The sequence below is a fragment of the Streptomyces sp. NPDC021212 genome (genome assembly GCF_044332925.1).
GTDB lineage: Bacteria > Actinomycetota > Actinomycetes > Streptomycetales > Streptomycetaceae > Streptomyces.
Genome location: NZ_JBIRPZ010000007.1, coordinates 461,779 through 488,377 on the forward strand (window position 1 = coordinate 461,779; position 26,599 = coordinate 488,377).

The window sequence follows — 26,599 nt, forward strand, 5'->3', positions numbered from 1 at the left end:
TGGTGCGGTCTTCTCACGGCCGCGGGGCGCGTCACCGGCGGCCTCCGGTGAAGGGCGGGGCGGGCGGCGGGAGTTCCTGGGCGGCGCGATCACCGAGAGCGCGGATCGCGGCCTCCAGGGCATCGGCGAGCCGATCCAGAACGGCTTCGGCCTGCTCGTCGGTGATGGTCAGCGGCGGAAGGAGGCGGATCACGGCGGAGTGGCGGCCGCCGAGTTCGACGATCAGACCGCGGTGCAGGCACTCCCGCTGTACGGCGGCCGCCAGCATCGGGGCGGCGGACCGAGCAGCGGGACGGGCGGCGGCACCGGTGTCCGTACGGACGGCAGCGCGGCCGTCCGCACCGGCGAGGGCACCGGTCGTCGCGGCGGTGTCGGCCGTGGCCTCAGCGCGCCCGGGGCCGGGTTCCGGTTCCGCCGGGTCGACCAGCTCGAGGCCGATCATGAGGCCGCGGCCGCGGACGTCCCCGATGTGGGGCCACCGCGCGGCGAGGGCGCGCAGCCGCGTCAGCATCCGCTCGCCCACGACCGCGGCCCGCTGCGCGAGGTCGTTCTCGCGGACGTAGGCGAGGGTGGCCGCGCCCGCCGCCATCGCCAGCTGGTTGCCCCGGAAGGTGCCCGCGTGGGCGCCCGGCCGCCAGGAGTCCAGCTCCTCCCGGTAGACCACCACGGCCAGCGGCAGGCTGCCGCCGATGGCTTTCGACAGCACCATCACATCGGGCACCACGCCGCTGTGCCCGACCGCCCAGAAGGATCCGGTGCGCCCCACGCCGGTCTGCACCTCGTCCGCGATGAGCGGGATACCGCGGGCCGCGGTGATCTCCCGCATCCGGCGCAGCCAGCCGTCGGGTGCGGGGATCACCCCGCCCTCGCCCTGTACCGGTTCGAGGATCATCCCGGCCGGTGCGCCCGCCCCGCCCTTCGGATCGTCCAGCAGCCGCTCGGTCCAGCGCGCCGCGAGTTCCGCCCCGCGCTCGCCGCCCACCCCGAACGGGCAGCGGTAGTCGTAGGGGAAGGGCAGCCGGGTCACGCTCGGCGTGGGGGCGCCGCCGGAGGCGGCCAGCGCCCCGGCCGTCATCCCGTGGTAGGCCCCGGAGAAGGCCAGCAGACCGTCTCGCCCCGTGGCGGTCCGTACCAGCTTGAGCGCGGCTTCGACGGCGTCCGTGCCCGCGGGACCGCAGAACTGCACCCGCGCGTGTGCGGCGAGTTCGGGCGGCAGCGTGGCGAACAGCTCGTCCGTGAAGGCGTCCTTGACCGGGGTGGCCAGGTCCAGGACCTGGAGCGGCGCTCCCGAGTCCAGGACGGCGCGGATCGCTTCCAGCACCACCGGATGGTGGTGCCCGAGCGCCAGTGACCCGGCCCCGGAGAGGCAGTCGAGGTAGCGGCGGCCGTCGGCTCCCTCGATCGTCAGCCCGCGGGCGCGCACCGGGACGATGGGCAGCGCCCGGGCGTAGGTGCGGGCGGCCGACTCCCGCAGCGACTGGCGTCGCAGGATGCCCGGAGCGTCCTCGCCGGACCCTTCGCCGTACGGCACGACGGGCGGCGAAGGGTCCGGCGTCATCGGCGGGAGCTGGGTCATGGCCACGGCTCACGGTCCTCTCGCTGCTGAACACCCTCCGGCAGTCCCCCGTACGTACCAACGACGGGTCAGGCCCGGGATCACGGGCTGGCCGAAGATCGTTGCCGCCGGGAACCAAGGACCCGCCTGCAGCCGTCGTAGGCGACACCGGCATAGTGGGGGATCACCCCGCTGTCGGGGGGAGCATGACAATTCCGGACAGGCCGTGAAGCCGTTCAGAACATCAGGGGGAGTTCCGCCCATGCCTTTCAAACGCCGACCCGCGCTCGCGACGGCGGCCGTCGCCGCCGTGCTGGCGCTCAGCGCCACCGCGTGCGGATCGTCGGACGACTCGGCCGATGCCGCCAAGGCGTCCGCCTCGTCGGCGCAGCAGGGCGCGGACGACATCAAGCTGCCCGACAACCTCAACGACAAGCTGAAGAATCTCGGCGTCGATCTGGACGAGTGGAAGAACGGCGCCTGGAACAAGTGGGACCGGGACGACTGGCTCCGCGAGGCGGGCGACTTCATCAACCCGATCATCAAGGGGCTGTGGAAGCCGGACCGGATGCGGGATGCGCAGGAGCCGGAGGAGCAGGTCGACGACAGCGATATCGCTGACGACCAGGGTGTGACCGACCCCGATCCGCAGCCGGTGAAGGCGCAGGAGGTCGACAGCCCGTACAGCTCCCGCGTTCCCTACGCGGGCAAGGTCTTCTTCGACGGCCCCGAGGGATCGATGGTCTGCTCCGCGACCGTGGTCGAGGACCCCGCCCACCCCGGCAAGTCCAACATGGTCTGGACGGCGGGCCACTGCGTCCACGCGGGCAAGGGCGGCGGCTGGTACAAGAACCTGATGTTCGTGCCCTCGTACAACGACTCCGGCAAGTCGGCGGCCGCGCTGGAGAACGCCACGAAGGAAGAGCTGGCCCCCAAGGGTGTCTGGTGGGCCGACTGGGCGCAGACCTCGTCCCAGTGGATCGACAGCGGCGCGGCCACCGGCGGCAAGGGCGCCCCGTACGACTTCGCGGTCATGCATGTGAAGCCGGAGGTCAGCGGCGGCAAGTCGCTGGAGGAGACGGTCGGCGGCGCACTGCCGGTCGACTTCAACGCCCCGGCCGTGAAGTCCATCGACGAGATCACGGCCACCGGCTACCCGGCCGCCCCACCGTTCGACGGCCAGAAGATGAACCAGTGCGCCGACCAGCCGGGCAGGCTGTCGCTGGATGCCAAGCAGCCGACCATGTACCGCATCGGCTGCACGATGACCGCCGGTTCGTCCGGCGGCGGCTGGGTCGCGAACGGTGCGGACGGCAAGCCCGCGCTGGTGTCCAACACCTCGATAGGCCCGTCCAACGCCACCTGGCTGGCGGGCCCGCACCTCGGCCCCGAGGCCAAGGGCGTCTACAACGCGGTCAGCAAGAAGTTCGCGGGCCAGTAGTCACCCGCGAGCAGATCGGCACAGCGGCGAAGGCCCGCCCCCGGAACGGGGGCGGGCCTTCGCCGTGAACGGTGCCGTCGGTCCTATTGCCGTGCGCCCGCCGCGGCCGGTACGAACCGCCGCAGCTCGGCTGCCAGCTCCTCGTGCACCCGTGCCTTGAGCAGGGTGCCCTCGGGGGTGTGCTCCTCGGAGATCACCTCACCGTCGGCGTGCGTACGCGAGACCAGCTTGCCCTCGGTGTACGGCACCAGGGCCTCGATCTCGACCTGCGGCCGGGGCAGCTCGTCATCGATCACCGCGAGCAGTTCGTCGATGCCCTGCCCGGAGCGGGCCGAGACGGCCATCGCGCGCCGCTCCATGCGCAGCAGCCGCTGCAGCACGAGCGGGTCGGCCTTGTCCGCCTTGTTGATGATCACGATCTCGGGCACGCCGACCGCGCCCACGTCACGGATCACCTCGCGCACCGCGGCCAGCTGCTCCTCCGGCGCCGGATGCGAGCCGTCCACCACATGGAGGATCAGATCGGCGTCGCCGACCTCCTCCATGGTGGAGCGGAACGCCTCGACCAGGTGGTGCGGCAGATGGCGGACGAAGCCGACGGTGTCCGCCAGCGTGTAGAGCCGCCCGCTGGGCGTCTCGGCCCGGCGCACGGTCGGGTCCAGGGTGGCGAACAGCGCGTTCTCCACCAGGACGCCCGCGCCGGTGAGCCGGTTGAGCAGCGAGGACTTGCCCGCGTTGGTGTATCCGGCGATCGCGACGGAGGGCACCTTGTGGCGCCTGCGCTCCTGCCGCTTGATATCACGGCCGGTCTTCATCTCGGCGATCTCGCGGCGCATCTTCGCCATCTTCTCGCGAATGCGGCGCCGGTCCGTCTCGATCTTGGTCTCACCGGGACCACGGGTGGCCATACCGCCGCCCGACGAGCCGGAGCCACCGCCACCCATCTGCCGGGACAGCGACTGACCCCAGCCGCGCAGCCGCGGCAGCATGTACTGCATCTGGGCGAGCGAGACCTGCGCCTTGCCCTCGCGGGACTTGGCGTGCTGGGCGAAGATGTCGAGGATCAGGGCGGTGCGGTCGACCACCTTGACCTTGACGACGTCCTCGAGATGGATCAGCTGGCCGGGGCTCAGCTCACCGTCGCAGACGACGGTGTCGGCACCGGACTCGATCACGACATCGCGCAGTTCCTCGGCCTTGCCGGAGCCGATGTACGTCGCCGGGTCGGGCTTGTTGCGGCGCTGGATGACGCCGTCGAGCACCAGAGCGCCCGCGGTCTCCGCGAGCGCGGCCAGTTCGGCGAGGGAGTTCTCCGCGTCATGCACGGTGCCGGACGTCCAGACGCCGACCAGCACCACGCGCTCCAGGCGCAGCTGCCGGTACTCGACCTCGGTGACGTCCTCCAGCTCGGTGGAGAGTCCCGCCACACGCCGTAGTGCGGCGCGGTCGGAGCGGTCGTACTGGTCGCCGTCACGCTCCCCGTCGATCTCGTGACTCCAGGCGACGTCCTCTTCCATCAGGGCGTCGGCCCGAAGGCTCTCGGCGAGGCGCTGCCGGTCCTGCGGAAGGGAAGAGGAGTGGGTCAAAGGAATCCTTACGTCGAGGGATATCGTCACTGTCGACAACGCACGACGGGCCCGTGGGATTCCCCACCGCTCGGCCGCGACGCCGACCCCTCGATGGTCGCACGCGGCAGCGGGGCAGTCACCCGGGTTTCGCGGTGTGGCGCGCCGCCGGGCCGTGCGGGGTGGCGCGGGCCGCGGGCCCGGCGCCCTGCTTCGCACCCGGTTTCGAGCCCGGCTTCGCACCGGGTTTGGATCCCGGCTTCGCTCCCGGCTTCGGGGTGGACCTCCAGTTCGGGTGCCCGGGCATCTTCGGCGTCTTCTTCGCGTACAGCCAGGGGTGCAGGAAGCCGTTCAGATCCCGGCCCGCCACCTCCGAGGCGAGCCGGACGAAGTCGGCGGTCGAGGCCACGCCGTCCCGGTGGCGGACCACCCACTGCCGCTCCAGCCGCTCGAAGTCCGCCCGGCCGATCCGCTGCCGCAGCGCGTACAGGACCAGAGCGCTGCCGTCGTAGACGATCGGCCGGAAGAGCCCGATCTGCTTGCCGGGTTCGGCGGGCCTGGGCGCGGCGGGCGGCCCTCCGGCGGCGCGCCAGGCGTCGGACTGCTCATAGGCCAGCCGCATCCGCCGCTCCAGGCTCGCCTTGCCGTACTGCTCCGCGTACAGCGCCTCGTACCAGGTGGCGTGGCCCTCGTTGAGCCACAGATCGGCCCAGCGGCGCGGGCTGACGCTGTCGCCGAACCACTGGTGCGCCAGTTCGTGCAGCATGATCGACTCGACGTACCACCGCGGATACCCGTCATCGGTGAACAGGCCGCGTTCGAAGAGCGAGAGCGTCTGGGTCTCCAGCTCGAAGCCCGTGGTGGCGTGGGAGATCAGCACGCCGTAGTCCTCGAAGGGGTACGGCCCGGCCTTCTTCTCCATCCAGGTCAGCTGCCCCGGGGTGCGCGCGAGCCACTTCGCGAGCTTCTTGCGGTCCGCGACGGGCACCACGTCGCGCACCGGCAGCCCGTGCGGGCCGGTGCGGTGGAGCACGGCGGAACGGCCGATGGAGACCTGCGCCAGCTCGGTGGCCATGGGATGGGCGAGGCGATACGCCCAGGTGGTGCGCGCCCCGTCGCGGACGCGCCCGGCCGGGAGGCCGCCGGCGACGACCGTCAGGTTCTTCGGCGCGGTGACCCGGAAGGTGAAGAGCGCCTTGTCGGACGGATGATCGTTGCACGGGAAGACCCGGTGGGCGGCGTCGGCCTGGTTGGCCATGGCCAGCCCGTCCCGGGTACGGACCCAGCCGCCGCTCGCGCCGTCCCCCGGATCGCTGGTGTGGCGGACCGTGACGCGGAAATCCGCGCCCCGCCCGATCCTGGTGCGCGGGGTGATGACCAGGTCCTCGCCCGCGGTGGCGAACGCGGCGGGCGCGCCGTCGACCCGTACGGAGCGCACGGTGCCCTCAGTGAAGTCCAGGTTGAGGGTGCGTAATCCGGCGGTGGCGCGGGCGTCGATAGTGGTGACGGCGTCCAGCGGCCGGTCCGCGCGGCGGTAGTCCAGGGCGATGTCGTACGCCGTGACGTCGTAGCCCGGATTGCCGAGCCGCGGGTAGAGCGGGTCGCCGAGGCCGAGCGGCCGCGGGCCCGTGCCGCTCACCGGCCCGGCGGCGGAGGACGGGCCGACCGAGGCGAGAACGGCGGCCAGGGCGACGGCCACGAGGGCGGTCCTGCGGCGCCCCATCCGCGGAAGGGGACCGGCCATCCGTGGAAGACCGGAGGTCCGCGGGAGAGGACCGGGGCGGGGGCCCGGAGAATGCGTCATGCCTTACGGCTATCAGCGCCCGGGCGGGGACGCAGTCCCACCCGGGCCCGATCCACCCGAAGGAGTTCAGGAACGGGCGGTCGCCACCCGGCGGCCCTCCCGGGTCACGTCGTAGACGCCGGGTACGTCGCGCATGGCCCGCATCAGCGTCGGCAGCCGGCCCGCGTCGGACAGCTGGAGCGTGTACGTATGGCGGACCCGCTGCTCACGCGGCGGTTCGACGGCGGCGGCGACCACCTCGGCGCCCTCCGCGGCGATGGCCTCGGTGAGGTCCGCGAGCAGATGCGGCCTGCTGAACGCCTCCGCGAAGAGGGTGACCCGGTAGTCGCCCCCGTCCCCGTCGTCCTGCTCCGACCAGCGCACCCCGACCCGGTCCCGCCCGGCCGCGGTCATGCGCGCCACGGCGGGGCACCGCTCCCGGTGGACGGTGACGGCGCCGCCGCGCACCGCGAAGCCGGTGATCGCGTCCGGCGGCACGGGGGTGCAGCACCGGGCCAGCCGTACGATCGCACCGGGCAGGTCGACGACGATGCCCGCCTCCGGGCGGCCCGCGGAGGCCACCGGGAGCACGGCGGGGGCCGCGTCCCCGATGTCCTCCGGCTCGGCCTCTCCCGACTCGGCCTCCTCCGGCTCCACGGGGGCGTGCAGGTGCTCGCCGCCGGGCGCCTCGCCCTGCGACGGCTCGTGCGCCGGGTCCGCCGGATGGGCGGCCAGCCAGCGGTTGATGGCGATGCGCGCGGCCGGGGTACGGGCGTGGTCGAGCCACTCCGGCGACGGCCCGGACGAGGCCGCGTCACCCGTCATCAGCAGCTGGAGCGTGTCGCCGTCGCACAGCACGGTGCTGAGCGTCGCGATCCGCCCGTTGACCCTGGCCCCGATACAGGAGTGGGCGTCCTCGCCGTACTGCGCGTACGCGGCGTCCACGCAGCTCGCGCCGGCGGGCAGGCCCAGGGTGCCGCCGTCGGACCGGAAGACCGTGATCTCCCGGTCCTGCGCGAGGTCGTCGCGCAGCGCGGTCCAGAAGATGTCGGGGTCGGGGGTGGCGCTCTGCCATTCGAGCAGCCGGGACAGCCAGCCGGGCCGGGTCGGGTCGGCCCGCTCGCCCTCGGGCGCGGCGGCGGCCTCGGTCGGGGCGTACGGATTGCCGAGGGCGATCACCCCGGCTTCGGCGACCCGGTGCATCTGGTGCGTGCGGATGAGGACTTCGGCGACCTCGCCGGTGCGCCCGGCCACGGCCGTGTGCAGCGACTGGTACAAGTTGAACTTGGGGACGGCGATGAAGTCCTTGAACTCCGAGATCACCGGGGTGAAACAGGTGTGCAGCTCGCCGAGGACCGCGTAACAGTCCGCGTCGTCGGCGACGAGGACCAGAAGCCGCCCGAGGTCGGATCCGGTCAGCTCGCCCCGCTTGATCCCGGCGCGGTGGACGGAGACGAAATGCCGTGGGCGGACCAGGACTTCGGCGGTGATGCCCGCCTCCTGCAGCACGGTCCGTACGTCCGCGGCGGCGCGGGCGAGCGGATCGGGGCGGTCCGCGTGGGCCTGGAGCAGCTCCCGGGTGCGGGCGTACTCCTCGGGGTGGAGGATCGCGAAGACCAGGTCCTCCAGCTCGGTCTTGAGCGCCTGCACGCCGAGGCGTTCGGCCAGCGGGATCAGCACATCGCGGGTGACCTTGGCGATGCGGGCCTGTTTCTCGGGGCGCATCACGCCGAGGGTGCGCATGTTGTGCAGCCGGTCGGCGAGCTTGATCGACATCACCCGGACGTCGTTGCCGGTGGCGACGAGCATCTTGCGGAACGTCTCGGGCTCGGCCGCCGCCCCGTAGTCGACCTTCTCCAACTTGGTGACGCCGTCGACGAGATAGCGCACCTCCTCGCCGAACTGCTCCCCCACCTGGTCGAGCGTCACCTCGGTGTCCTCGACCGTGTCGTGGAGCAGGGACGCCGTCAACGTGGTGGTCTCGGCGCCCAGTTCGGCGAGGATGAGCGTGACGGCCAGCGGATGAGTGATGTACGGCTCACCGCTCTTGCGCATCTGGCCGCGGTGGGAGGACTCGGCGAGCACATACGCCTGGCGCAGCACATCCAGATCGGCGCCGGGGTGGTAGGCGCGGTGCACCTTCGCGACGTGTTCGATCGCGTCCGGCAGCCGGTCCCGGGACGCCGGTCCCAGCAGCGCGGCCCGGCCGAATCTGCGGATATTGCGCAGGTCGATGCGGGGGAGGCCGCGCCTGCGGCCGAGAGCGGCTTGATCTGGGGCCTCTGCGCTCATGGGCACCTCCGGCGGCGTCGAGCGTCAACCGGCGTGGGCACTCCCCCGGGGCCGGTGCTTGATGCTATCGAGCCCACCACGCACGGCCGACCGGCTCTCGCCCAGAGTGAAACGGATCACCCATGAGAGGGACGAGTCAGTCGAGGGCCGCGTCCAGCCATGCGGGATCCAGCTCCCCCTCGGCAACGATCACGGCAGGGCCCGTCATCTCCACCGTACCGTCAGGCCGCTCGCTGATCACAAGTCGCCCACCGGGTACGTCCACCGTGTACGTGACGGGCCGGCCGGTGACCCCCGGGTCGGCCCCGTCACGGCGCGCGGCGGCCACCATGACGGCGCAGGCGCCGGTGCCGCAGGAACGGGTCTCGCCGGAGCCGCGCTCGTGCACACGCATCGCGATGTGCCGCGAGCCGCGGTCGACGACGAACTCGACGTTGACGCCGTCCGGGTAGGCGGAGGCGGGGTGGACGGCGGGAGCCGTGAACAGGTCCCCGGCTTGGCCGAGGTCGTCGACGAAGGCGACCGCGTGCGGGTTGCCCATGCTGACGTTGCGGGCGGACCAGGTCCGGTCGCCGACCGCGACGGTGATACCGCCGTCGGCGCCGGGCTCGGGCAGCACGGCCTTGCCCATGCCGACGGTGATCGCGCCGCCGTCCGCGCCCGCGTCCGGGGCGCCGGACTCCCCGGCGCCACCGGCGGCCTTGGCGATGTGGACGTGCCGCAGTCCGGCACGGGTCGCGATCGTCAGATCGCCCTCCTCGGCCAGCCCCGCCCGCTGGAGGTACCGGGCGAACACGCGGACGCCGTTTCCGCACATCTCGGCGATGCTGCCGTCGCTGTTGCGGTAGTCCATGAACCACTCGGCCTCGGCCGCCATGGCCCGCGCCTCGGGGTGCGCCGACGACCGTACGACGCGGATCAGCCCGTCGCCGCCGACACCGGCGCGGCGGTCGCAGATCCGGGCGACGGCGGCCGCGGACAGCTCCAGATGACCGTCCAGGTCGGGGACGATGACGAAGTCGTTCTCGGTGCCGTGGCCCTTCAGGAACCGCAGCCGGGGCGCGTTGCTCATCCCTCGATCCTACGGGGCGCCGCGCGGGCCGTCGCTTCCGTGCCGGTCGGGCCCGGGGAAGCCCTGGCAGGCGGCTAGCGCAGGCGGGCCACGCGCCAGAAGGTGAGGGTCGCGAGCAGCACCACGATCACCACGTAGAGCACCACGAAGCGCCAGTCCGGGCGGCGGCCGGAGCCCCGGGGCGGCAGGCCGGGCCAGGTGTAGCCCACCCGGCGGGCGGCCATCAGGCCCCAGCCCGCCGCGCAGCAGCTGAGCAGCAGGCCCAGCATGGCCACGACCGCGCCTCCGTCGCCGAACTCGAAGGCGAGCGGGAAGGCGAACATCAGCGAGCCGAGGATGGCGAGGCCGACAATCGGCGCGATCTGCCAGATCCGCAGTCGGCGCGGCGGACGCAGCTCGCGGAACGACTCCCCGGAGCCCGGCTCACCGGGCTCCCCCGTCTCGTCGAGAGCCGGGTCCCCCAGCCCGGGGAGCGCGGGGATCTCGTCGGGGCCGTCCGGGGTCAGCGACCCGGGATCGCCGTGCGGCGAGTCCCGTGCTGCTTGCTGCGCTGCGTTGCGAGGGCCGGCCTCCATCGCCACACGCCCTCCCAACTCCAGACACCACGGCACGATCGGTGCTTGATGATGGCATGCTCGCGGGGGCCTCAATGACGCACGGAGCGTCCCGATGCCATCACGTGATCAGGCTGTGACCGCCCGTTCAACCAACGAGAGCGCGTGTCCCAGGAGTTCTTCCCGATCCGCGGCCGCTCCGCTGAGCCAGTGGACCCTCGGATCGCGGCGGAACCAGGAGTCCTGGCGGCGCGCGAACCGCTTGGTGGCGCGCACGGTCTCGGCCCGGGCCTCGTCCTCCGTGCACTCCCCGGCGAGGGCGGCGAGCACCTGCTGGTAGCCGAGGGCCCGGGAGGCGGTACGCCCCTCCCGCAGCCCGGCCGCTTCGAGCCGGCTGACCTCGTCCACCAGCCCGGCCTCCCACATCCGGTCCACGCGCACGGTGATCCGCTCGTCCAGCTCGGGCCGCTCGACGTCCACGCCGATCTGGAGGGTGTCGTAGACGGCCTCGTGACCGGGGAGGTTGGCGGTGAAGGGGCGGCCGGTGATCTCGATGACCTCCAGCGCCCGCACCACGCGCCGCCCGTTGCTGGGCAGGATCGCCCGGCCCGCCTCGGGGTCGGCGGCCGCCAGCCGGGCGTGCAGGGCCCCCGGGCCCAGCTCCTCCAGCTCGGCCTCGAGCCTCGCCCGCACGGCGGGGTCGGTGCCCGGGAAGTCGAGGGCGTCGATGGCCCCGCGGATGTACAGGCCGGAGCCGCCGACCAGGACCGGCGTACGGCCCTCGGCGAGCAGCCGGTCCATCTCGGCGCGGGCCAGTCGCTGGTATTCGGCGACGCTGGCCGTCTGGGTGACGTCCCAGATGCCGAGCAGACGGTGCGGCACGCCCTGCCGCTCCTCCTCCGTCAGTTTGGCGGTGCCGATGTCCATGCCCCGGTAGAGCTGCATGGAGTCGGCGTTGACGACCTCGCCGTCGAGGTGCCGGGCGAGTGCGACGCCCAGATCGGACTTACCGGCCGCGGTGGGGCCGACAACGGCGACGACTCGCGGCGGATGGCCTGCTGTATTCACCCGCCCAGTCTCGCAAACCCCGGGGGGCCTCCTCGAACGAGCGACGTGACGGGAGACGGCCGTGGTCGTTGCCTGTTGCGAGGTTCCGAGGACCGGTTCGGGAAACCGGCCCCCGCGAGCGGCGCAATGAGACGCTCCGAGCGGCACGGGATTTCGCCCACACGAGTAGGCTATGGAGTAGATATGGGCGTGTTTTCCAGGTTTCGTCGTGCGTCGAAGGAGACGAGCCGTTCATCCGAAGAGGCACCATCCGAGCACTCCGCGGCCGACGCCGTGACGGCGGCACCGGCCCCCGGGGCCTCCGCCGAGGCGGAGCCGGATCGGAGCGAGGAGGAGGCCGCGCCGGGCGAGGGGGCGGCGATCCCGAAGCAGCAGTCCGCGGCCGATACGGCCGACAGCGAGGCCGGTGAGGGCGCCCGCACATAAGGGATCCGACAAGGGAAGGTGGCCCATGGGCCTGCTGGACAATCTCAAGGCCAAGGCCGGTGCCATGAAGGACCGGGCCGGCAACTTCGCACAGCAGCACGAGGCCAGGGTCGAGCGCGGTCTCGACAAGGCGGCCAAGACGGTCGACACCAAGACCAAGGGCAAGTACAGCGCAAAGATCGAGACTGGCACGGGCAAGGCGAAGAACGCCTTCAGCCGCCTCTCCCACAGGAGCGAGGACCGAAGCGGGAGCGAAGAACGCAAGGACCAGGGCGGCGAGAGCGCCTGACCCCCGCTGGTACGCGGCCGCGAAGCGGATGACTCGCGGCCGCGGCGGCCTGTGCCCGCACTACGCCCAGCGGGCCGCGAAATACCCCACGCCGTACGGCGCCTCGTCATACCGCAACTCCCCCTTCAGCCCCGCCCCTTCGCCGGCGCCCGCGAGCACCTGCAGCGGGGCGCGGCCCGCCGCCTTCAGCTCGTGGGCCAACTCCTCGTCGAGCGACGCGAGGGCGCCGGTGTCGGCCGACGCCAGCGCCCTCGCCACCTCGGCGTCGAACGCCGCGGCGCGCTCGTCGAGATAGCCCGGCGCCTTCAGCGTCCGGCACGCGCTGCCGTCGCCCATCACCAGCAGCGCGACCCGCTCCGCCGACGCCGCGAGCTTCCTTCCGACTTCGATACACCGCTCGGCCGCGAGAGGTTCCCCCACCCCCAGCCCCTCGACGGGCGAAACGTCCCACTCCGCCCGCTCCAGCAGCCAGGCGCCGACCGCCAGCGACGACGGCAACGGCCGCCCGCCGTCTTCGGCACCCGCCGTCGGCGCCGCACCCCCGAGCCGTACCTCCACGTCCACGCCGAAGCTTCGGAACGACCCGGTCGCGCCCTGCGGATGGGTCCCGAGCCCGGAGGGCTCCGCCGGACCGACCACGATCAGCCGCCCCGGCCGGGCCGCCACGAGCGCCGCGACCGCGTCCAGGCACGCCGCGCGCAGCGCGTCCAGCTCGGGGGCCGCCCCGGCGGCCACCTCGGGCACGAGCAGCGGCGGACACGGACAGACGGCGGCGGCGATCAGCATGATCGCCAGCCTATCCGGCGGGCTCGGGGCGGGGTGCCGAGTCCCACAGCAGCTCGGCCACCCTGAACCGGTAGCAGTAGTTGCCGGTCGCGGCCTCCAGGACCATCAGGAAGATGTCCCCGTCCCGGTACACCAGCTTCCGGTAGGGGTTCACCGGGTGCCGGGGCTCGTACCGCAGCGCGCGCTCGCGCAGGGCCTCCAGCGCCTCCTCGCGGCTCCCCCGAACATGCCCCAGCGCCGTGATCGAGTGGTTGCGGGCCCCCGGGCCCATGATCTGGAGGTAGTCCTCGACCAGCAGGCCCCACCACATCGTCATGCCGTCCCCCGTCGGTTGTGTGCAGGCGAGCTGGTCAGTCGCAGCCGCAGCCCGTCGCGGGCGCCGGGACAGGGGCCGGGGCGCCGATCGTGGGCAGTCCGAGCATCACGCCCGCCGGCTTCTTCTCCTCGGCCGCGTTCCGCCGCTCCCAGGCGTCGCCCGCGCGCGTGCGCCGGACGCCCCGGGACGGGCCCTCGGCCAGCAGGTGGTGGGGCGCGGCGTAGGTGATGTCGACGGTGACGACGTCGCCGGGGCGCACCGGCTCCTCGGGCCGGGCGAAGTGCACCAGGCGGTTGTCGGGGGCGCGGCCGGACAGCCGCCGGGTGGCGTCGTCCTTGCGGCCCTCGCCCTCGGCGACGAGCACCTCCAGCGTCCGGCCCACCTGCTTCTTGTTCTCCTCCCAGGAGATCTCCTCCTGGAGGGCGACCAGCCGCTCGTACCGCTCCTGGACGACCGCCTTCGGCAGCTGCCCGTCCATCTCGGCGGCGGGCGTCCCGGGCCGCTTGGAGTACTGGAAGGTGAACGCCTGGGCGAACCGTGCCTCGCGCACCACGTGCAGCGTCTGCTCGAAGTCCTCGTCCGTCTCGCCGGGGAAGCCGACGATGATGTCGGTCGAGATGGCGGCGTCCGGCATCGCGGCACGCACCTTCTCGATGATGCCGAGGTAGCGCTCCTGCCGGTACGAGCGGCGCATCGCCTTGAGCACGGTGTCCGAGCCGGACTGCAGCGGCATGTGCAGCTGCGGCATCACGTTCTCCGTCTCCGCCATGGCGGAGATGACGTCGTCCGTGAAGTCGCGCGGATGCGGCGAGGTGAACCGGACCCGCTCCAGTCCCTCCACGTTTCCACAGGCGCGCAGCAGCTTGCTGAACGCCTCGCGGTCGCCGATGTCGGAGCCGTACGCGTTCACGTTCTGGCCGAGCAGGGTGATCTCGGTGACCCCCTCGGCGACCAGCGCCTCCACCTCGGCGAGGATGTCGCCCGGGCGGCGGTCCTTCTCCTTGCCGCGCAGCGCCGGGACGATGCAGAACGTGCAGGTGTTGTTGCAGCCGACGGAGATGGAGACCCACGCGGCGTACGCGGACTCGCGCCGGGTCGGAAGGGTGGAGGGGAAGGCTTCGAGGGACTCGGCGATCTCGACCTGGGCCTCCTCCTGGACCCGGGCGCGCTCCAGCAGCACCGGCAGGCTGCCGATGTTGTGGGTACCGAAGACGACGTCGACCCAGGGGGCCTTCTTGACAATGGTGTCGCGGTCCTTCTGGGCCAGGCATCCGCCCACGGCGATCTGCATGCCCGGCCGCCGCGCCTTGATCGGTGCGAGCCTGCCGAGATTGCCGTAGAGCCGGTTGTCGGCGTTCTCCCGCACCGCGCAGGTGTTGAAGACGACGATGTCGGCCTCGCCCTCACCGGTGCCTTCGGGCGCACGGACATACCCGGCGCCTTCCAGCAGGCCGGACAGGCGCTCGGAGTCGTGGACGTTCATCTGGCACCCGTAGGTGCGCACCTCGTAAGTCTTCGCACTCATCTCAATCGACCAGGGTACGTGTTCGTCCCGCTCCCCCGCCCCTCCCTTCCCGGGGCGGGGCCTGGCAGGATCCTGCCCATGGCCGTCAGTCTTCCGCGCCCGGACCGGCGCCGCGCCCTGCAGTCCGCCGCGGCGGGCGTGGTCGTGCTCGCGCTGCTGCTGTGGTGGCTCCTGCCGGTCGGCGGCGAGGAGCAGCCCCGGGGGAAGGTGACCTTCGCGACGGGGGTGTCCACCGGCGTCTACCAGACCTACGGCGAGATGCTGAAGCGGGACCTGTCCCGGGACCTGCCCGATGTGGACGTCAGGCTCGTCGAGACCCGGGGGTCGCCCGACAACGTGGAGCGGCTGGCCCGGGGCCGGGCCACCTTCGCCATCGCCGCCACCGACGCCGTCGCCGCCTACCACGGCAGGGACGCCAAGCGGCTGCGGGCCTGCGCGCGGCTGTACGACGACTACATGCAGCTGATCGTGCCGCGGAGCTCGAAGGTGCGCTCGGCGCGGGATCTGCGGGGGTTGCGGGTCGGCGTCGGGGACAACGGCTCGGGCGTACAGCTGATCACGCGAGCGCTGATCAAGGCGGCCGGGCTCCACTTCGACAAGGACTTCACGGCCGTGCGCTCCGGTATCGACGAGATGCCCGAGCTGCTGCGGAAGGGGAAGCTGGACGCCTTCTTCTGGTCGGGCGGACTGCCGACGACCGCGGTGCGCACCCTGGCCCGCATGTATCAGATCCGGCTCGTCCAGCTCGGCGACCTCACCGGCCCGCTGCACCGGCAGGGTGGGGTGACGCGCTACTACCGGGCGGCGACCGTGCCCGCCGACGCGTACCAGGAGATACGTCAGCCGGATGACGTCAAGACGATCGCGGTACCGAATCTCCTGGTCACAACGGACCGGGTGGACCCGGAGCTGGCGAAGGGCGTCACCCGCACGGTGATAGAGAACCGGGACCGCATCGGGGCGAAGGTGCACGCCGCACAGAAGGTGGACCTACGGACGGCCGTTTTCACCGATCCGCTGCCGCTGCACCAGGGCGCCGCGCGCTATTACCGCTCCGAGAAGCCATGAGGCCGGCGCGGGCGCGGGCGTCTCACTGCGGCTTGTCGCGCGGCACGGTGATGGTGACGCGCAGTCCGCGGGGCTCGTTGGGCGCGTAGGTGATGGTGGCGCTGCCCGCCGTGAGCAGCGCCCGGGAAATGGACAGGCCCAGTCCGGAACCCGAGACGTTCTGGTGCCGGGTGCTGCGCCAGAAGCGGTCGCCGATCCGGGCCAGCTCGTCCTCGGTGAGGCCGGGGCCGCCGTCGGCGACGGTCAGGGCGATGGTCTCGCCTTCGGCCCGCGCCGAGACCTCGACGTGCGACCCCTGGGGCGTGAACTTCAGCGCGTTGTCGACCACCGCGTCCAGCGCGCTGGACAGGGCGACCGGATCGGCCCAGCCGGTGACGGCCGAAGGGCCCGTGTAGGCGAGGCCGACCTCCTCGCGGGCGGCGACCGGAAGCCAGGCGTCCACCCGGTCGGCGGCCAGTTCGGCGATGTCGGTGAGCCGCAGGTCGGCCGCGGTGTGCTCGGCCAGGGCGAGGTCGAGGAGGTCGTCCAGGACGCGGGCCAGGCGTTTGCCCTCGGTGCGCACCGAGGCGATCTCCTCATGGCCGTCGGGCAGTTCGAGACCCAGCAGCTCGATGCGCAGCAGCAGCGCGGAGAGCGGGTTGCGCAGCTGGTGGGAGGCGTCGGCGACGAAGGCCCGCTGCTGTTCCAGGACTTCCTCGACGTTGTCGGCCATCTCGTTGAACGAGCGGGCCAGCCGGCGCAGCTCCGGCGGGCCCGAGGCGGCCGCGACCCGCGACTGCATGCGCCCGGTCGCGATGTCGTGCGTGGCGGTGTCCAGGATGCGTACGGGGCGCAGCACCCAGCCGGTGAGGCGGATCGCGGCACCCACCGCGAGCAGCATCGCGGCGCACTCTCCACCGGCGATGACCAGCCAGCCGTGCAGGATGCGCGAGCGCATCCGGCCGGTGGGCGAGTCGGTCACGACGACGGCCACCACGTCCCCGTCCCGTACGACCGGGGACGCGACGGTGAGCCTGCCCCGCTGCCAGGGCCACACCTGCGGCGGATCGTGGCTGCGGCGCCCGGCCAGGGCCTCCTCGAATGCCTCGCCGCCGTTCCCCTCCCGGGGCAGCCGCCAGTCGGCGGGCGCCTTGGCCATCTTCAGGCCGTCCCGGAAGAACACCCCGGCTCGGATGCCGTACAGGTCGTGGTAGCGCTTGAGCTCCGAACTCAGCGTATTGAGCCGTTCGTTGCCGTCCTCGCCCTCCGCGGCCGCAGCGGCCATCGGCCCGGCGGTGACGAACTGGGCGAGCGCGGCGAAGCGGGCGGTGTCGTCGATCCGGTCGACGACGACGCGCTGCTGCTCACGGGCGGCCAGGCTCCCGGCGAGCGGGAAGCCGAGCGCGAGCAGTACGCCCGCCATGAGGACGATCAGCAGCGGGAGGAGGCGAGTGCGCACGCGGAGCCCCGGCCGCTCAGCCGGCCGGGGCGACGAGACGGTAGCCCACGCCGCGGACCGTCTCGATCAGGGCGGGCATGTGCAGCTTGGAGCGGAGGGAGGCGATGTGGACCTCCAGGGTGCGCCCGGTCCCCTCCCAACTGGTGCGCCACACCTCGCTGATGATCTGCTCACGGCGGAAGACCACGCCGGGGCGCTGGGCGAGCAGCGCGAGCAGGTCGAACTCCTTGCGGGTGAGCGAGACCGTCGTGCCGTCGACCGAGACCTGGCGGGTGGGCAGCTCGATGGTGACCGGACCGAGCCGCAGCGGCGGCTGCGGGCCCTCTGCGCTCTCCTCGGCAGCGGCCCCGGTACCGGAGTCGGAGGGAAGGGTGCGCCTGCTGACGGCGTGGATGCGGGCGAGCAGCTCCATGGTGTCGTACGGCTTGACCACGTAGTCGTCGGCGCCGAGGTTGAGCCCGTGTATGCGGGACCGCACGTCGGAACGCGCGGTCACCATGATCACGGGCGTCGTGGTGAGCTTGCGGATCCGGCCGCACACCTCGAAGCCGTCCTGGTCCGGCAGTCCGAGGTCGAGGAGTACGACGCCGAAGGGCGCGCCCGCGCCGGGCAGCAGCGCCCGCAGTGCTTCCTCGCCGCCGCGGGCGTGGGTGATGTCGAAGCCGTGCCGGGACAGCACCGCGGTCAGGGCCGCGGCCACATGGTTGTCATCCTCGACGAGCAGCAGCCTCAACGGCCCCTCCTCCACCTTCCCTCTCATGGGTGCGCGCCCCAGGTATGCACCGTCCGAACGTGACCGAAGACACGGCCCCAGGGAATCCACTCCGATACACACGCGCGCGTCAAGACGCATACGGTCACAAGAGGGTTTCCGTTATGCAGCCGGTACAACACCCTTACAGGTGTTTACGCAGAGTGCCACACCGAAGCCAGATCGTTATCCTCAATTTCCGCTCAGATGTAATGACGCTGATTGTGGCTGCTCATTAATGTCCTCCCAACCAAGGAGGACGGGAGCGGAAAGCCGAATGAGCGAAGTATCGGTGACCAAGGACGCCTCGCCGGTGGCGAACGCGTTGGTCGCGCTGTCCGGAGTCAACAAGCACTTCGGCGCGCTGCATGTCCTCCAGGACATCGACCTGACCATATCCCGCGGCGAAGTGGTCGTCGTCATCGGGCCGTCGGGGTCCGGCAAGTCCACGCTGTGCCGCACCATCAACCGGCTGGAGACGATCGACGCCGGGTCCATCACGATCGACGGCAAGCCGCTGCCCCAGGAGGGCAGGGAGCTGGCCCGCCTGCGGGCGGACGTCGGAATGGTCTTCCAGTCCTTCAACCTCTTCGCGCACAAGACGGTGCTCGAAAACGTGGTGCTGGGCCAGGTCAAGGTCCGTAAGGCGGACAAGAAGGCCGCCGAGGACAAGGCCCGCAAGCTGCTCGACCGGGTGGGCGTCGGCGCCCAGGCGGACAAGTACCCCGCGCAGCTCTCCGGCGGTCAGCAGCAGCGGGTGGCGATCGCCCGGGCGCTGGCCATGGACCCGAAGGTGATGCTCTTCGACGAGCCGACCTCCGCGCTCGACCCGGAGATGATCAACGAGGTGCTGGAGGTCATGCAGCAGCTCGCCCGGGACGGCATGACGATGGTCGTCGTCACCCACGAGATGGGCTTCGCGCGCTCCGCCGCGAACCGCGTGGTCTTCATGGCGGACGGCCGGATCGTCGAAGAGGCCGAGCCGGACCAGTTCTTCAACAATCCGCGCAGCGACCGGGCCAAGGACTTCCTCTCGAAGATCCTCCACCACTGAGCCATTGAGCCACTGGGCCACTGAGTCCAGGACGCGCGCACCAAGTTTTGCGATGACGTCGAGTCCGCGAAGACGTACGGAACCAAGGATGGGGCAGCACCATGAGGATGCGTAACACGGCAGCGGCCGCAACGGTGGCACTCGCTCTGGCGGCGACCGCGACCGCCTGTGGCGGCGAGAAGGGCACCGCCGGCGACAAGCCGAAGGGTGGCGAGGTCTACAACGGCTCGTACACGGTCGCCAAGGACGTGAAGCTGGACTCTCCGACCCTGAAGGCGGCGCAGAAGCGCGGCAAGATCGTCATCGGCGCCAAGGCCGACCAGCCCTTCCTGGGCTTCGTGGACACCGAGGGCAAGCGCTCCGGCTTCGACATCGAGATCGCCAAGATGGTCGCCGCCGACCTCGGCTTCTCCGCGGACAAGATCACCTTCAAGACGGTCGACTCCAACGTCCGCGAGACCTCCATCTCCAAGGGCCAGGTCGACTACTACGTCGGCACCTACACGATCAACGACGAGCGCAAGAAGCAGGTCGGCTTCGCGGGCCCGTACTACCAGGCCGGTGCCGATCTGCTGGTCCGCAAGGACGAGAAGGGCATCACCGGTCCGGACAGCGTCAAGGGCAAGAAGATCTGCTCGATCGTCGGGTCCACTCCGCTCCAGGAGATCAAGAAGCCGAAGTACGGGGCCAAGACCACCGAGCTGGGCAAGTACTCGCTCTGCGTCAAGCAACTCCTCGACGGCCAGGTCGACGCGGTCACCACCGACGACGCGATTCTCAAGGGCTACGCGGCCCAGCGGCCCTCGAAGCTCAAGCTGGTCGGCAAGCCGTTCACCGAGGAGCCGTACGGCGTCGGGATGAACAAGAACGACAAGGTGCTGCGCGACGCGATCACCGACTCGCTCGAGAAGCACATCAAGAACGGTGACTACAAGAAGGCGTACGAAGGCACGCTCGGCAAGTCCGGCTCCTCCTACGTCGCGCCGAAGACCCCGCTGCCCCGTTACTGAGCAGGTCCGGTCTCCGGTCCCCCGTTCACCCGTGAAGCCGGTGCGCTCCGCACGCCGCTGACCCGACCGCTACCGCGGAGAATCGATGAACGTACTCCTCGATCATTTGCCCCAGTTCCGTGAGGGGTTCCTCGGAACCCTCGGCCTCACGGCGGCCAGTGCGGCGCTCGCCCTCGTCCTGGGCATCATCATGGCCGGCTTCCGGGTGTCCCCCATTCCGCCGCTGCGCGCCTTCGGCACGGCGTGGGTCACCCTGTTGCGCAACACCCCGCTGACCCTGCTGTTCCTGATCGCCTTCTTCGTGGTCCCGCAGATCTTCTTCCCGGGAACGAGTCCGTTCGTTCTCGCGATGCTGGCGCTGGGCTGCTACACGTCGTCCTTCGTCTGCGAGGCCGTGCGGTCCGGTATCAACACCGTGCCGCTCGGCCAGGCGGAGGCCGCCCGTAGCCTGGGCATGACCTTCGCCCAGACGCTGCGGATGATAGTCCTTCCGCAGGCCACCCGGACCGTGATCCCTCCGATGAGCAGCATCTTCATCGCTCTGACGAAGAACTCGGCCATCGCGGGCGCCTTCAGCAACACCGAACTTTTCAACGTCTCGAAGCTGCTCAGCGACAAGGGCTTCGCGATCGGGTGGATCTTCCTGTGGGTCGCCCTGTGCTACCTCGTCATCACCTTCGCCATCAGCGGTGCCTTCCGACTGCTGGAGAGCCGTCTGGAGGTGGCCCGATGAGCGCGAGCGTCCTGTACGACGCGCCCGGCCCCAAGGCCCGCATCCGTAACCGCGTCTACTCGGTCCTCGGCACCCTCGCCGTCCTCGGCCTGATCCTCTTCGCCGTTCTGCGGCTGAACGAGAAGGGCCAGTTCGCGCCGGAGATGTGGGACATCTTCAACTACGCGGGCGTGCGGACCAGCATCCGGGACGGTGTGCTCACCACCCTCCAAGTGTTCGCCGTGGCGGCGGTGCTCTCGCTGGCCCTGGGCGTCGTGCTCGCGATCGCACGGCTCTCGGACCACCAGCCCGTCCGCTGGCTCGCGACCGGTTTCATCGAGCTGTTCCGGGCCATCCCGCTGCTGATCACCATCTACGTGCTGTGGGTGCTCCTCCTCACCTACCGCTCCGACCTGGGCCTCAGCGGTGACGACACCGGCTTCTGGGCCCTGGTCGTCGGACTGACCGTCTACAACGGATCGGTGCAGGCCGAGGTGCTGCGGGCGGGCATCAACGCGGTGCCCCGCGGACAGCGCGAGGCCGCCTACGCCCTCGGCATGAGCAAGACCCAGGTCATGACGACGGTCCTGATCCCGCAGGCCGTCCGGGCGATGCTGCCCACCATCATCAGCCAGCTCGTGGTGACCCTGAAGGACACCTCGCTCGGCTACGTCATCACCTACCAGGAGCTGCTGTACCAGCTCCAGCAGATCGCGAACAACACCATCGTCAACGACGACAACCCCTACGTGTCGGTGATCATCGTCGGGGGCACCATCTACATCGCGCTGTGCCTGGCCCTCTCCGCGCTGGCAAGCTGGATCGAGCGACGCGGCCGGCGCGCCAAGACCGGCATCCCGGTCGCGGACGCCGCCCAGCCGCTCGCGGCCGGCGACGCGCTCGACACCGCGGATCAGCCCGCGCCGGAGCAGCCGGCCGGCAAGACCGGCTGAGGCAAGCGGGTCCTGACGGGCGGTGGCGCGCGCCACCGCCCGTCGCCGCTTGACGCGGGCACTCGCAGTCGGTTGCATGCTGTCTGTGATCGCTCACCGGGTTTCAACTGCCAGTTTCCGTACATCGCGTACGCCCCACAGGGCCATGGGAACCGCGCCGTGGACCCGGTGATCGTCGCCGGGGCGGGCCCGGTCGGGCTCACCCTGGCCCTCGCACTCGCCCGTCTGGACGTCCCCGTCGTGCTGTTCGACGAGACCACCGGGGGCGACGAACCGCGGCTGGCCCGCACCGTCGTGCTGCGCCCGGACACCGCCACCCTGCTGGAGCGGCTCGGCTGCCGGGCCACGGCCGGGGCGCGGCCGTGGACGGGGTGGCGCACGCTGCGCCGCCGCCAGCTTGTACGGCACGTGCCCCTGGAGCCCGGCCCGCTCTTCGGCGCCCCTCCCCCGGCAGCTGTCGAAGACGGGGACGGGCAGGACGGCGCGCAAGAGGCGCCGACGGCCTCGCCGCTGCATCTGCCCCAGCACGAGCTGACCCGGGCACTGCGGGCCGCGCTGGCCGCCATCGGTGACCAGGACCTCGTACGGATCGTCCCCGGCACCCGGGTCGAGACCGTGGAGCAGGACGCGCGCGGGGTGAGCGTACGGACCCGGGGCGCCCAGGCCACCTGGTGGCGGGGCAGCCATCTGGTCGGCTGCGACGGCCCCCGGTCCACCGTCCGCAAGCAGTTGGGGGTGCGTTTCCCCGGCCGTACGGCGGTGGAACGGCACGCCGTCGCCGCCCTGCGCGCCGACCTCCCCTGGCCCGGCGAGGCCGTACTGCACCGCTCACCGCCGTGGCGCAGCATCGACGCGGAGGTGACCGCCCGTCCGCTGCCGCACGGCGTCTGGCGGATCGACTGGCTGCTCCCGCCGGGTCGCGACCTCGTCACCCCGGACGCGCTGATGGTCCGGGTGCGCGACACCCTGGCGGGGTGGTGCGAGGAGACCGCGATCCCCTACGAGCTTCTGGACACCGGCGTGCACACCGTGCACCACCGGCTCGCACGGCGCTGGCGCGTGGGCCGCGCCTTCCTCGCCGGGGACGCCGCCCATCTGCACGGCGCCCTGGGCACCCAGGGACTCGAAGAAGGGCTGCGGGACGTCGGCAATCTGGCCTGGAAGCTCTCCCTCGCCTGGCATCACGACGCCTCGGACGCCCTGCTCGACAGCTATCAGGCGGAGCGGCGGACGGCCGTCGCCGCGCGGCTGCGCACCGCCGACCAGTCGCTGCCGCTGGTCCGGGCGGCCGGGGGGTGGCGCGCGGTGCGGCGCACGGTGCTGCCCGGCGGCACGCGCGGCCATGACGCGCTGCTCACCGACGGTCACCTCGGCCATGGTCCGCTGGGCGCGCCCCCCGTCTACCACCGCTCCCCGCTGGCTCCCGCGGCGCCCCCGGAGGGCTCCGTCACGGTGGGCACGCCGACCGGGGCTCCGGTGGCCGACGTCCGCGTGACCGCGCCGGACGGTGCGGTGGTGCGGCTGTGGGAGCGGCTGGGCCGGGAACTGCTGGTGGTGCTGGTCGCCCCGGGCACCGGGGTGTGGGACCGCCGCCACTGGATGCGTGCCGGGCTGATGCCCCGGCTGGCGGCGGCCGTCTCGGCCCTGCCGATGCGCACGGAACTGCTGGTCGCCGAGGAGTACCCGGGGGCTCCGGCCCACACCGTGCTGCTGGTGCGTCCGGACGGTCATCTCGCCGCGGCGCTGTCCGGGGTGCGCCCGGCCGAGCTGTACGCGTGCGCCGACGCGGCGCGGGGCGGGGACGCCGCCCGGGGCGCGGACGCGGAGCAGCGAGGCCGGCGGGACACAGAGGCCACGGCACGCCGGTAGTGAGGAGTGTGTCACGTGCCCTCGCGCGCTCCATGCCGCTGACGTCGTGCGCCGTGGTGTGAGTGCTCCGGGCCCGCGTCGGCACGATTGACCTTCCCTTCCAGATCATGCTTCACTGCGGAGCGTGACTGACACCGGCCTGCCTCGCTTCTGGCGGAGGGTCCATCTGGACCTCCTCCGCTATGCGGGCTGCGTGTGTCGTCCGTCCTGTTGATCCGCTTTTCCTTCCGCGCGGCCCGGCCGCGCCTCTTTCGCGATCACCCAGGACGGTTCCCGTGTCTGACGCATCTCTTCTCTCCCCTGAGCGCCCCTCTGAGCGCCCCTCGGCCGGTCCCGCCGCGCCGCCCAGCGCGGCCGATCTGCTGGACTTCGTCCGTCGCACCGCCGCCGACGCCGAACTCATCGCCTCGCTTCCGCTCGATCCGGAGGGCCGCACCTGGCTGCGGCTGGACGGCCCGGGCGGCAGCGAGGCGTGGCTGATCGCCTGGCCGCCCGGCACCGGCACCGGCTGGCACGACCACGGCGGTTCGCACGGGGCGTTCGTGACGGCGGCCGGTGAGCTGAACGAACAGTCGCTGGCCGTCCGCCTGCCCACCGAGGGCTGGAAGACCCTCGAACTGGCCGAGGGCGTGGACCGCGAACGGCGGCTGTCCGCCGGGCTCGGCCGGGCCTTCGGTGCGCACCATGTCCATGAGGTCATCAACCCGTCGCCGGAGCGGCACGCGGTGTCGGTGCACGCCTACTACCCGCCGCTGCCGCTGATGCGCCGCTACAGCCGCACCGGCCAGGTGCTGCGGCTGGAGCAGGTCGAGCGGCCGCAGGAATGGGAGTAACGGGTTGGGCGCGGCACACGTGACGAAGCGGAGCGTGGACGAGCTGCTGGCCGAAGCACGCCAGGGGCTGGACCGGCTCGGCCCCGAGGAAGCCGCCGCCGTGCAGTCCGCGGGCGGGCTGCTGGTGGACATCCGGTACGCGGCGCTGCGGGAGCGCGACGGCACCATCCCGGGCGCGCTGATCGTCGAGCGGAACGAGCTGGAGTGGCGGCTCGACCCGCAGTGCGACCACCGGCTGCCCGAGGCCACGCACCACGATCTGCGCGTGGTGGTGGTCTGCAACGAGGGCTACGCGTCGAGCTTCGCGGCGGTCTCGCTGCGGCAGCTGGGCCTGGCGCGGGCGACCGATCTGGCCGGCGGCTTCCAGGCATGGCGAGCGGCCGGTCTCCCGGTGCACTGACCTCCCGGCCCGGCCCCGTGGGCCGGAGGGTCAGACGTCGGGCAGATGGTGCTCCAACAGCTCCGGGTCCTCGCCCTCCTCCTCCAGCGCGCGCCGCACCACCCGGAGTGCCAGTCCCTCGGGATACCCCTTGCGGGCGAGCATTCCGGCGAGGCGGCGCAGCCGCTTCTCCCGGTCGAGGCCGCGAGTGGTGCGCAGCTTGCGCTCGACCAGCTCGCGGGCGGTCTGCTCCTCCTGGTCGGTGTCGAGCTGCCCCACGGCATCGGCGATCAGCGCGGAGTCGACGCCCTTGGTGCGCAGCTCGCGGGCGAGCGCGCGGCGGGCGAGGCCCCGGCTGTGGTGCCGGGACTCCACCCAGGCGTCCGCGAACTTGGCGTCGTCGATCAGCCCGACGTCCTCGAAACGGGACAGCACCTCCTGCGCCGCCTCGTCGGGGATGCCGCGGGTGCGCAGGGCGTCCGCGAGCTGCTTACGGGTGCGCGCGGTCCCGGTGAGCAGGCGCAGGCAGATCGCCCGCGCCTGCTCCTCCGGGCCGAGCGGCGTCCCCTGCTCGGCCCTCGACGAGGAGGGGGCGCCGCGATCCGGACGGTCCGGGGGCTCCGGACGGCCCGAGCCGTCCGGCCAGTCGGTCCGCCGTGTCATGGATCAGCTCTTCGCCGTGGCGGTCTTGGCCGCCTTCGCCCCGGACTTGGCCGCCGGGGCCGCTGCGGGCTTTGCCGGCGCGGCGGCGGGCACGGCACCCGCCGCGTCCGGGCCGGGCTCGGCGGCAGGCTCCGCGGGCTTCACGCCGATGCCGAGCTTCTCCTTGATCTTCTTCTCGATCTCATTGGCGAGATCGGGGTTGTCCTTCAGGAAGTTGCGGGCGTTCTCCTTGCCCTGACCGAGCTGGTCGCCCTCGTAGGTGTACCAGGCACCGGACTTGCGGACGAAGCCGTGCTCGACGCCCATGTCGATCAGACCACCTTCACGGCTGATGCCCTGGCCGTAGAGGATGTCGAACTCGGCCTGCTTGAAGGGCGGCGCGACCTTGTTCTTGACGACCTTGCAACGGGTGCGGTTGCCGACCGCGTCCGTACCGTCCTTGAGGGTCTCGATACGACGGATGTCGATGCGGACCGACGCGTAGAACTTCAGCGCCCGGCCACCGGTCGTCGTCTCCGGGGAGCCGAACATGACGCCGATCTTCTCGCGCAGCTGGTTGATGAAGATCGCGGTGGTCTTGGACTGGTTCAGCGCGCTGGTGATCTTGCGGAGCGCCTGGCTCATCAGCCGGGCCTGGAGGCCGACATGGGAGTCGCCCATCTCACCCTCGATCTCCGCGCGCGGCACCAGCGCGGCGACGGAGTCGATGACGATGAGGTCGAGGGCGCCGGAGCGGACCAGCATGTCGGTGATCTCGAGCGCCTGCTCGCCGTTGTCCGGCTGGGAAAGGATCAGCGAGTCCGTGTCCACGCCCAGCTTCTGCGCGTAGTCGGGGTCGAGCGCGTGCTCCGCGTCCACGAAGGCCACGGCGCCGCCCGCCCGCTGGGCATTGGCCACCGCGTGCAGGGTCAGGGTCGTCTTACCGGAGGACTCGGGGCCGTAGACCTCCACCACGCGGCCACGCGGAATGCCACCCACGCCGAGGGCGACGTCGAGAGCGGTCGACCCGGTGGGAATCACCTCGATCGGGTCGTTCGGCCGGTCGCCCATACGCATCACGGCGCCTTTGCCGAACTGCCGTTCAATCTGTGCGAGCGCGGCGTCGAGCGCCTTCTCGCGGTCGTTTCCTGCCATGGGTTCCACCCGGTTTGCTTGAGTCGATCGCTTCACGTCCAAGACGCTAGCGCCTGCCACTGA

Annotated in this window: 26 protein-coding genes; 12 read left to right on the plus strand and 14 right to left on the minus strand. The window is 71.7% G+C overall.

The window, feature by feature from the left end:
- Nucleotides 1-31: 31 nt before the first annotated feature.
- Nucleotides 32-1,558: a diaminobutyrate--2-oxoglutarate transaminase family protein gene (locus tag ACH4SI_RS21515; RefSeq protein ID WP_398298010.1), complete on the minus strand. Its 1,527-nt coding sequence runs from the start codon at nucleotides 1,556-1,558 to the stop codon at nucleotides 32-34.
- A 259-nt stretch (nucleotides 1,559-1,817) separates the two neighbouring features.
- Here ACH4SI_RS21515 and ACH4SI_RS21520 point away from each other — a divergent pair, with 259 nt between their 5' ends.
- Nucleotides 1,818-2,996, plus strand: coding sequence for a trypsin-like serine peptidase (locus tag ACH4SI_RS21520; RefSeq protein ID WP_398297882.1), 1,179 nt, complete (start codon nucleotides 1,818-1,820; stop codon nucleotides 2,994-2,996).
- An 83-nt stretch (nucleotides 2,997-3,079) separates the two neighbouring features.
- Here ACH4SI_RS21520 and hflX read toward each other — a convergent pair whose 3' ends face one another.
- The 6 genes from hflX to miaA form a co-directional block, all read right to left on the minus strand.
- The gene (gene hflX / locus ACH4SI_RS21525; RefSeq protein ID WP_398297884.1) at nucleotides 3,080-4,582 is read right to left on the minus strand and encodes a GTPase HflX; all 1,503 of its coding nucleotides are present in this window, start codon (nucleotides 4,580-4,582) and stop codon (nucleotides 3,080-3,082) included.
- 118 nt (nucleotides 4,583-4,700) lie between these two features.
- Nucleotides 4,701-6,305: a M1 family metallopeptidase gene (locus ACH4SI_RS21530; RefSeq protein ID WP_398297886.1), complete on the minus strand. Its 1,605-nt coding sequence runs from the start codon at nucleotides 6,303-6,305 to the stop codon at nucleotides 4,701-4,703.
- Between the two features lie 126 nt (nucleotides 6,306-6,431).
- Nucleotides 6,432-8,636, minus strand: a complete 2,205-nt coding sequence (locus tag ACH4SI_RS21535; protein ID WP_398297888.1) for a RelA/SpoT family protein — start codon at nucleotides 8,634-8,636, stop codon at nucleotides 6,432-6,434.
- A 136-nt stretch (nucleotides 8,637-8,772) separates the two neighbouring features.
- A complete protein-coding gene (dapF, locus tag ACH4SI_RS21540) occupies nucleotides 8,773-9,708 on the minus strand; it encodes a diaminopimelate epimerase (protein WP_398297890.1) in 936 nt (311 codons plus the stop codon).
- Between the two features lie 74 nt (nucleotides 9,709-9,782).
- Nucleotides 9,783-10,283, minus strand: a complete 501-nt coding sequence (locus tag ACH4SI_RS21545; protein ID WP_398297892.1) for a hypothetical protein — start codon at nucleotides 10,281-10,283, stop codon at nucleotides 9,783-9,785.
- A gap of 108 nt (nucleotides 10,284-10,391) precedes the next feature.
- Nucleotides 10,392-11,330: a tRNA (adenosine(37)-N6)-dimethylallyltransferase MiaA gene (gene miaA / locus ACH4SI_RS21550; protein ID WP_398297894.1), complete on the minus strand. Its 939-nt coding sequence runs from the start codon at nucleotides 11,328-11,330 to the stop codon at nucleotides 10,392-10,394.
- 189 nt (nucleotides 11,331-11,519) lie between these two features.
- Between miaA and ACH4SI_RS21555 the strand changes: the two genes are divergently transcribed.
- Nucleotides 11,520-11,756 (plus strand): gliding motility protein, encoded by a 237-nt coding sequence (locus ACH4SI_RS21555; protein WP_398297896.1) that lies wholly within the window; start codon nucleotides 11,520-11,522, stop codon nucleotides 11,754-11,756.
- Nucleotides 11,757-11,781: 25 nt separating this feature from the next.
- Nucleotides 11,782-12,045, plus strand: coding sequence for an antitoxin (locus ACH4SI_RS21560; protein ID WP_398297898.1), 264 nt, complete (start codon nucleotides 11,782-11,784; stop codon nucleotides 12,043-12,045).
- A gap of 60 nt (nucleotides 12,046-12,105) precedes the next feature.
- Here the strand turns inward: ACH4SI_RS21560 and ACH4SI_RS21565 are convergent, their stop codons facing one another.
- From ACH4SI_RS21565 to miaB, 3 genes are read right to left on the minus strand one after another with little or no spacing between them, the layout of a single operon-like run.
- On the minus strand, nucleotides 12,106-12,831 hold the full coding sequence (locus ACH4SI_RS21565; protein ID WP_398297900.1) for a class III extradiol dioxygenase subunit B-like domain-containing protein: 726 nt from the start codon (nucleotides 12,829-12,831) through the stop codon (nucleotides 12,106-12,108).
- A 10-nt stretch (nucleotides 12,832-12,841) separates the two neighbouring features.
- The gene (locus ACH4SI_RS21570) at nucleotides 12,842-13,147 is read right to left on the minus strand and encodes a hypothetical protein (RefSeq protein WP_398297902.1); all 306 of its coding nucleotides are present in this window, start codon (nucleotides 13,145-13,147) and stop codon (nucleotides 12,842-12,844) included.
- A 34-nt stretch (nucleotides 13,148-13,181) separates the two neighbouring features.
- Nucleotides 13,182-14,672, minus strand: a complete 1,491-nt coding sequence (gene miaB, locus ACH4SI_RS21575) for a tRNA (N6-isopentenyl adenosine(37)-C2)-methylthiotransferase MiaB (protein ID WP_398297904.1) — start codon at nucleotides 14,670-14,672, stop codon at nucleotides 13,182-13,184.
- Nucleotides 14,673-14,750: 78 nt separating this feature from the next.
- Here miaB and ACH4SI_RS21580 point away from each other — a divergent pair, with 78 nt between their 5' ends.
- Complete coding sequence (locus ACH4SI_RS21580; protein WP_398297906.1) at nucleotides 14,751-15,740, plus strand: TAXI family TRAP transporter solute-binding subunit; 990 nt, start codon at nucleotides 14,751-14,753, stop codon at nucleotides 15,738-15,740.
- Between the two features lie 22 nt (nucleotides 15,741-15,762).
- Here ACH4SI_RS21580 and ACH4SI_RS21585 read toward each other — a convergent pair whose 3' ends face one another.
- Nucleotides 15,763-17,178, minus strand: a complete 1,416-nt coding sequence (locus ACH4SI_RS21585; RefSeq protein ID WP_398297908.1) for an ATP-binding protein — start codon at nucleotides 17,176-17,178, stop codon at nucleotides 15,763-15,765.
- Between the two features lie 16 nt (nucleotides 17,179-17,194).
- Nucleotides 17,195-17,911 (minus strand): response regulator transcription factor, encoded by a 717-nt coding sequence (locus ACH4SI_RS21590; protein ID WP_398297910.1) that lies wholly within the window; start codon nucleotides 17,909-17,911, stop codon nucleotides 17,195-17,197.
- Between the two features lie 295 nt (nucleotides 17,912-18,206).
- Here ACH4SI_RS21590 and ACH4SI_RS21595 point away from each other — a divergent pair, with 295 nt between their 5' ends.
- From ACH4SI_RS21595 to ACH4SI_RS21630, 8 genes are all read left to right on the plus strand, one after another.
- Nucleotides 18,207-18,983: an amino acid ABC transporter ATP-binding protein gene (locus ACH4SI_RS21595; protein ID WP_398297913.1), complete on the plus strand. Its 777-nt coding sequence runs from the start codon at nucleotides 18,207-18,209 to the stop codon at nucleotides 18,981-18,983.
- A 101-nt stretch (nucleotides 18,984-19,084) separates the two neighbouring features.
- Nucleotides 19,085-19,993 (plus strand): glutamate ABC transporter substrate-binding protein, encoded by a 909-nt coding sequence (locus ACH4SI_RS21600; protein ID WP_398297915.1) that lies wholly within the window; start codon nucleotides 19,085-19,087, stop codon nucleotides 19,991-19,993.
- A gap of 85 nt (nucleotides 19,994-20,078) precedes the next feature.
- Nucleotides 20,079-20,726: an amino acid ABC transporter permease gene (locus tag ACH4SI_RS21605; protein WP_398297917.1), complete on the plus strand. Its 648-nt coding sequence runs from the start codon at nucleotides 20,079-20,081 to the stop codon at nucleotides 20,724-20,726.
- Entirely contained in the window at nucleotides 20,723-21,658 is a 936-nt protein-coding gene (locus ACH4SI_RS21610) for an amino acid ABC transporter permease (RefSeq protein ID WP_398297919.1), read from the plus strand. The genes ACH4SI_RS21605 and ACH4SI_RS21610 overlap by 4 nt, the downstream gene beginning before the upstream one ends.
- A 159-nt stretch (nucleotides 21,659-21,817) precedes the next feature.
- Nucleotides 21,818-23,527, plus strand: coding sequence for an FAD-dependent monooxygenase (locus tag ACH4SI_RS21615; RefSeq protein ID WP_398297921.1), 1,710 nt, complete (start codon nucleotides 21,818-21,820; stop codon nucleotides 23,525-23,527).
- 124 nt (nucleotides 23,528-23,651) lie between these two features.
- A complete protein-coding gene (locus tag ACH4SI_RS21620) occupies nucleotides 23,652-23,741 on the plus strand; it encodes a putative leader peptide (protein WP_324618140.1) in 90 nt (29 codons plus the stop codon).
- Nucleotides 23,742-23,802: 61 nt separating this feature from the next.
- Nucleotides 23,803-24,360, plus strand: coding sequence for a cysteine dioxygenase (locus ACH4SI_RS21625; RefSeq protein ID WP_398297923.1), 558 nt, complete (start codon nucleotides 23,803-23,805; stop codon nucleotides 24,358-24,360).
- 19 nt (nucleotides 24,361-24,379) lie between these two features.
- Nucleotides 24,380-24,760 (plus strand): rhodanese-like domain-containing protein, encoded by a 381-nt coding sequence (locus tag ACH4SI_RS21630; protein WP_398297925.1) that lies wholly within the window; start codon nucleotides 24,380-24,382, stop codon nucleotides 24,758-24,760.
- A 30-nt stretch (nucleotides 24,761-24,790) separates the two neighbouring features.
- Here ACH4SI_RS21630 and recX read toward each other — a convergent pair whose 3' ends face one another.
- Both recX and recA read right to left on the minus strand, forming a co-directional pair.
- Nucleotides 24,791-25,402: a recombination regulator RecX gene (gene recX, locus ACH4SI_RS21635; protein WP_398297927.1), complete on the minus strand. Its 612-nt coding sequence runs from the start codon at nucleotides 25,400-25,402 to the stop codon at nucleotides 24,791-24,793.
- Nucleotides 25,403-25,405: 3 nt separating this feature from the next.
- Nucleotides 25,406-26,536 carry a recombinase RecA gene (recA, locus tag ACH4SI_RS21640; protein ID WP_398297929.1) on the minus strand — a complete coding sequence of 377 codons (1,131 nt, stop codon included), beginning with the start codon at nucleotides 26,534-26,536 and terminating at the stop codon, nucleotides 25,406-25,408.
- Between the last annotated feature and the right edge of the window lie 63 nt (nucleotides 26,537-26,599).

Bases quoted from the DNA above. Each gene is read 5' to 3' on its own strand.
- ACH4SI_RS21515 (WP_398298010.1), bottom strand. From the start codon at position 1,558: ATGACGCCGGACCCTTCGCCGCCCGTCGTGCCGTACGGCGAAGGGTCC.
- ACH4SI_RS21520 (WP_398297882.1), top strand. From the start codon at position 1,818: ATGCCTTTCAAACGCCGACCCGCGCTCGCGACGGCGGCCGTCGCCGCC.
- ACH4SI_RS21530 (WP_398297886.1), bottom strand. From the start codon at position 6,305: ATGGCCGGTCCCCTTCCGCGGATGGGGCGCCGCAGGACCGCCCTCGTG.
- ACH4SI_RS21535 (WP_398297888.1), bottom strand. From the start codon at position 8,636: ATGAGCGCAGAGGCCCCAGATCAAGCCGCTCTCGGCCGCAGGCGCGGC.
- dapF (WP_398297890.1), bottom strand. From the start codon at position 9,708: ATGAGCAACGCGCCCCGGCTGCGGTTCCTGAAGGGCCACGGCACCGAG.
- ACH4SI_RS21545 (WP_398297892.1), bottom strand. From the start codon at position 10,283: ATGGAGGCCGGCCCTCGCAACGCAGCGCAGCAAGCAGCACGGGACTCG.
- ACH4SI_RS21560 (WP_398297898.1), top strand. From the start codon at position 11,782: ATGGGCCTGCTGGACAATCTCAAGGCCAAGGCCGGTGCCATGAAGGAC.
- ACH4SI_RS21565 (WP_398297900.1), bottom strand. From the start codon at position 12,831: ATGCTGATCGCCGCCGCCGTCTGTCCGTGTCCGCCGCTGCTCGTGCCC.
- ACH4SI_RS21570 (WP_398297902.1), bottom strand. From the start codon at position 13,147: ATGACGATGTGGTGGGGCCTGCTGGTCGAGGACTACCTCCAGATCATG.
- miaB (WP_398297904.1), bottom strand. From the start codon at position 14,672: ATGAGTGCGAAGACTTACGAGGTGCGCACCTACGGGTGCCAGATGAAC.
- ACH4SI_RS21580 (WP_398297906.1), top strand. From the start codon at position 14,751: ATGGCCGTCAGTCTTCCGCGCCCGGACCGGCGCCGCGCCCTGCAGTCC.
- ACH4SI_RS21595 (WP_398297913.1), top strand. From the start codon at position 18,207: ATGAGCGAAGTATCGGTGACCAAGGACGCCTCGCCGGTGGCGAACGCG.
- ACH4SI_RS21600 (WP_398297915.1), top strand. From the start codon at position 19,085: ATGAGGATGCGTAACACGGCAGCGGCCGCAACGGTGGCACTCGCTCTG.
- ACH4SI_RS21605 (WP_398297917.1), top strand. From the start codon at position 20,079: ATGAACGTACTCCTCGATCATTTGCCCCAGTTCCGTGAGGGGTTCCTC.
- ACH4SI_RS21610 (WP_398297919.1), top strand. From the start codon at position 20,723: ATGAGCGCGAGCGTCCTGTACGACGCGCCCGGCCCCAAGGCCCGCATC.
- recX (WP_398297927.1), bottom strand. From the start codon at position 25,402: ATGACACGGCGGACCGACTGGCCGGACGGCTCGGGCCGTCCGGAGCCC.
- recA (WP_398297929.1), bottom strand. From the start codon at position 26,536: ATGGCAGGAAACGACCGCGAGAAGGCGCTCGACGCCGCGCTCGCACAG.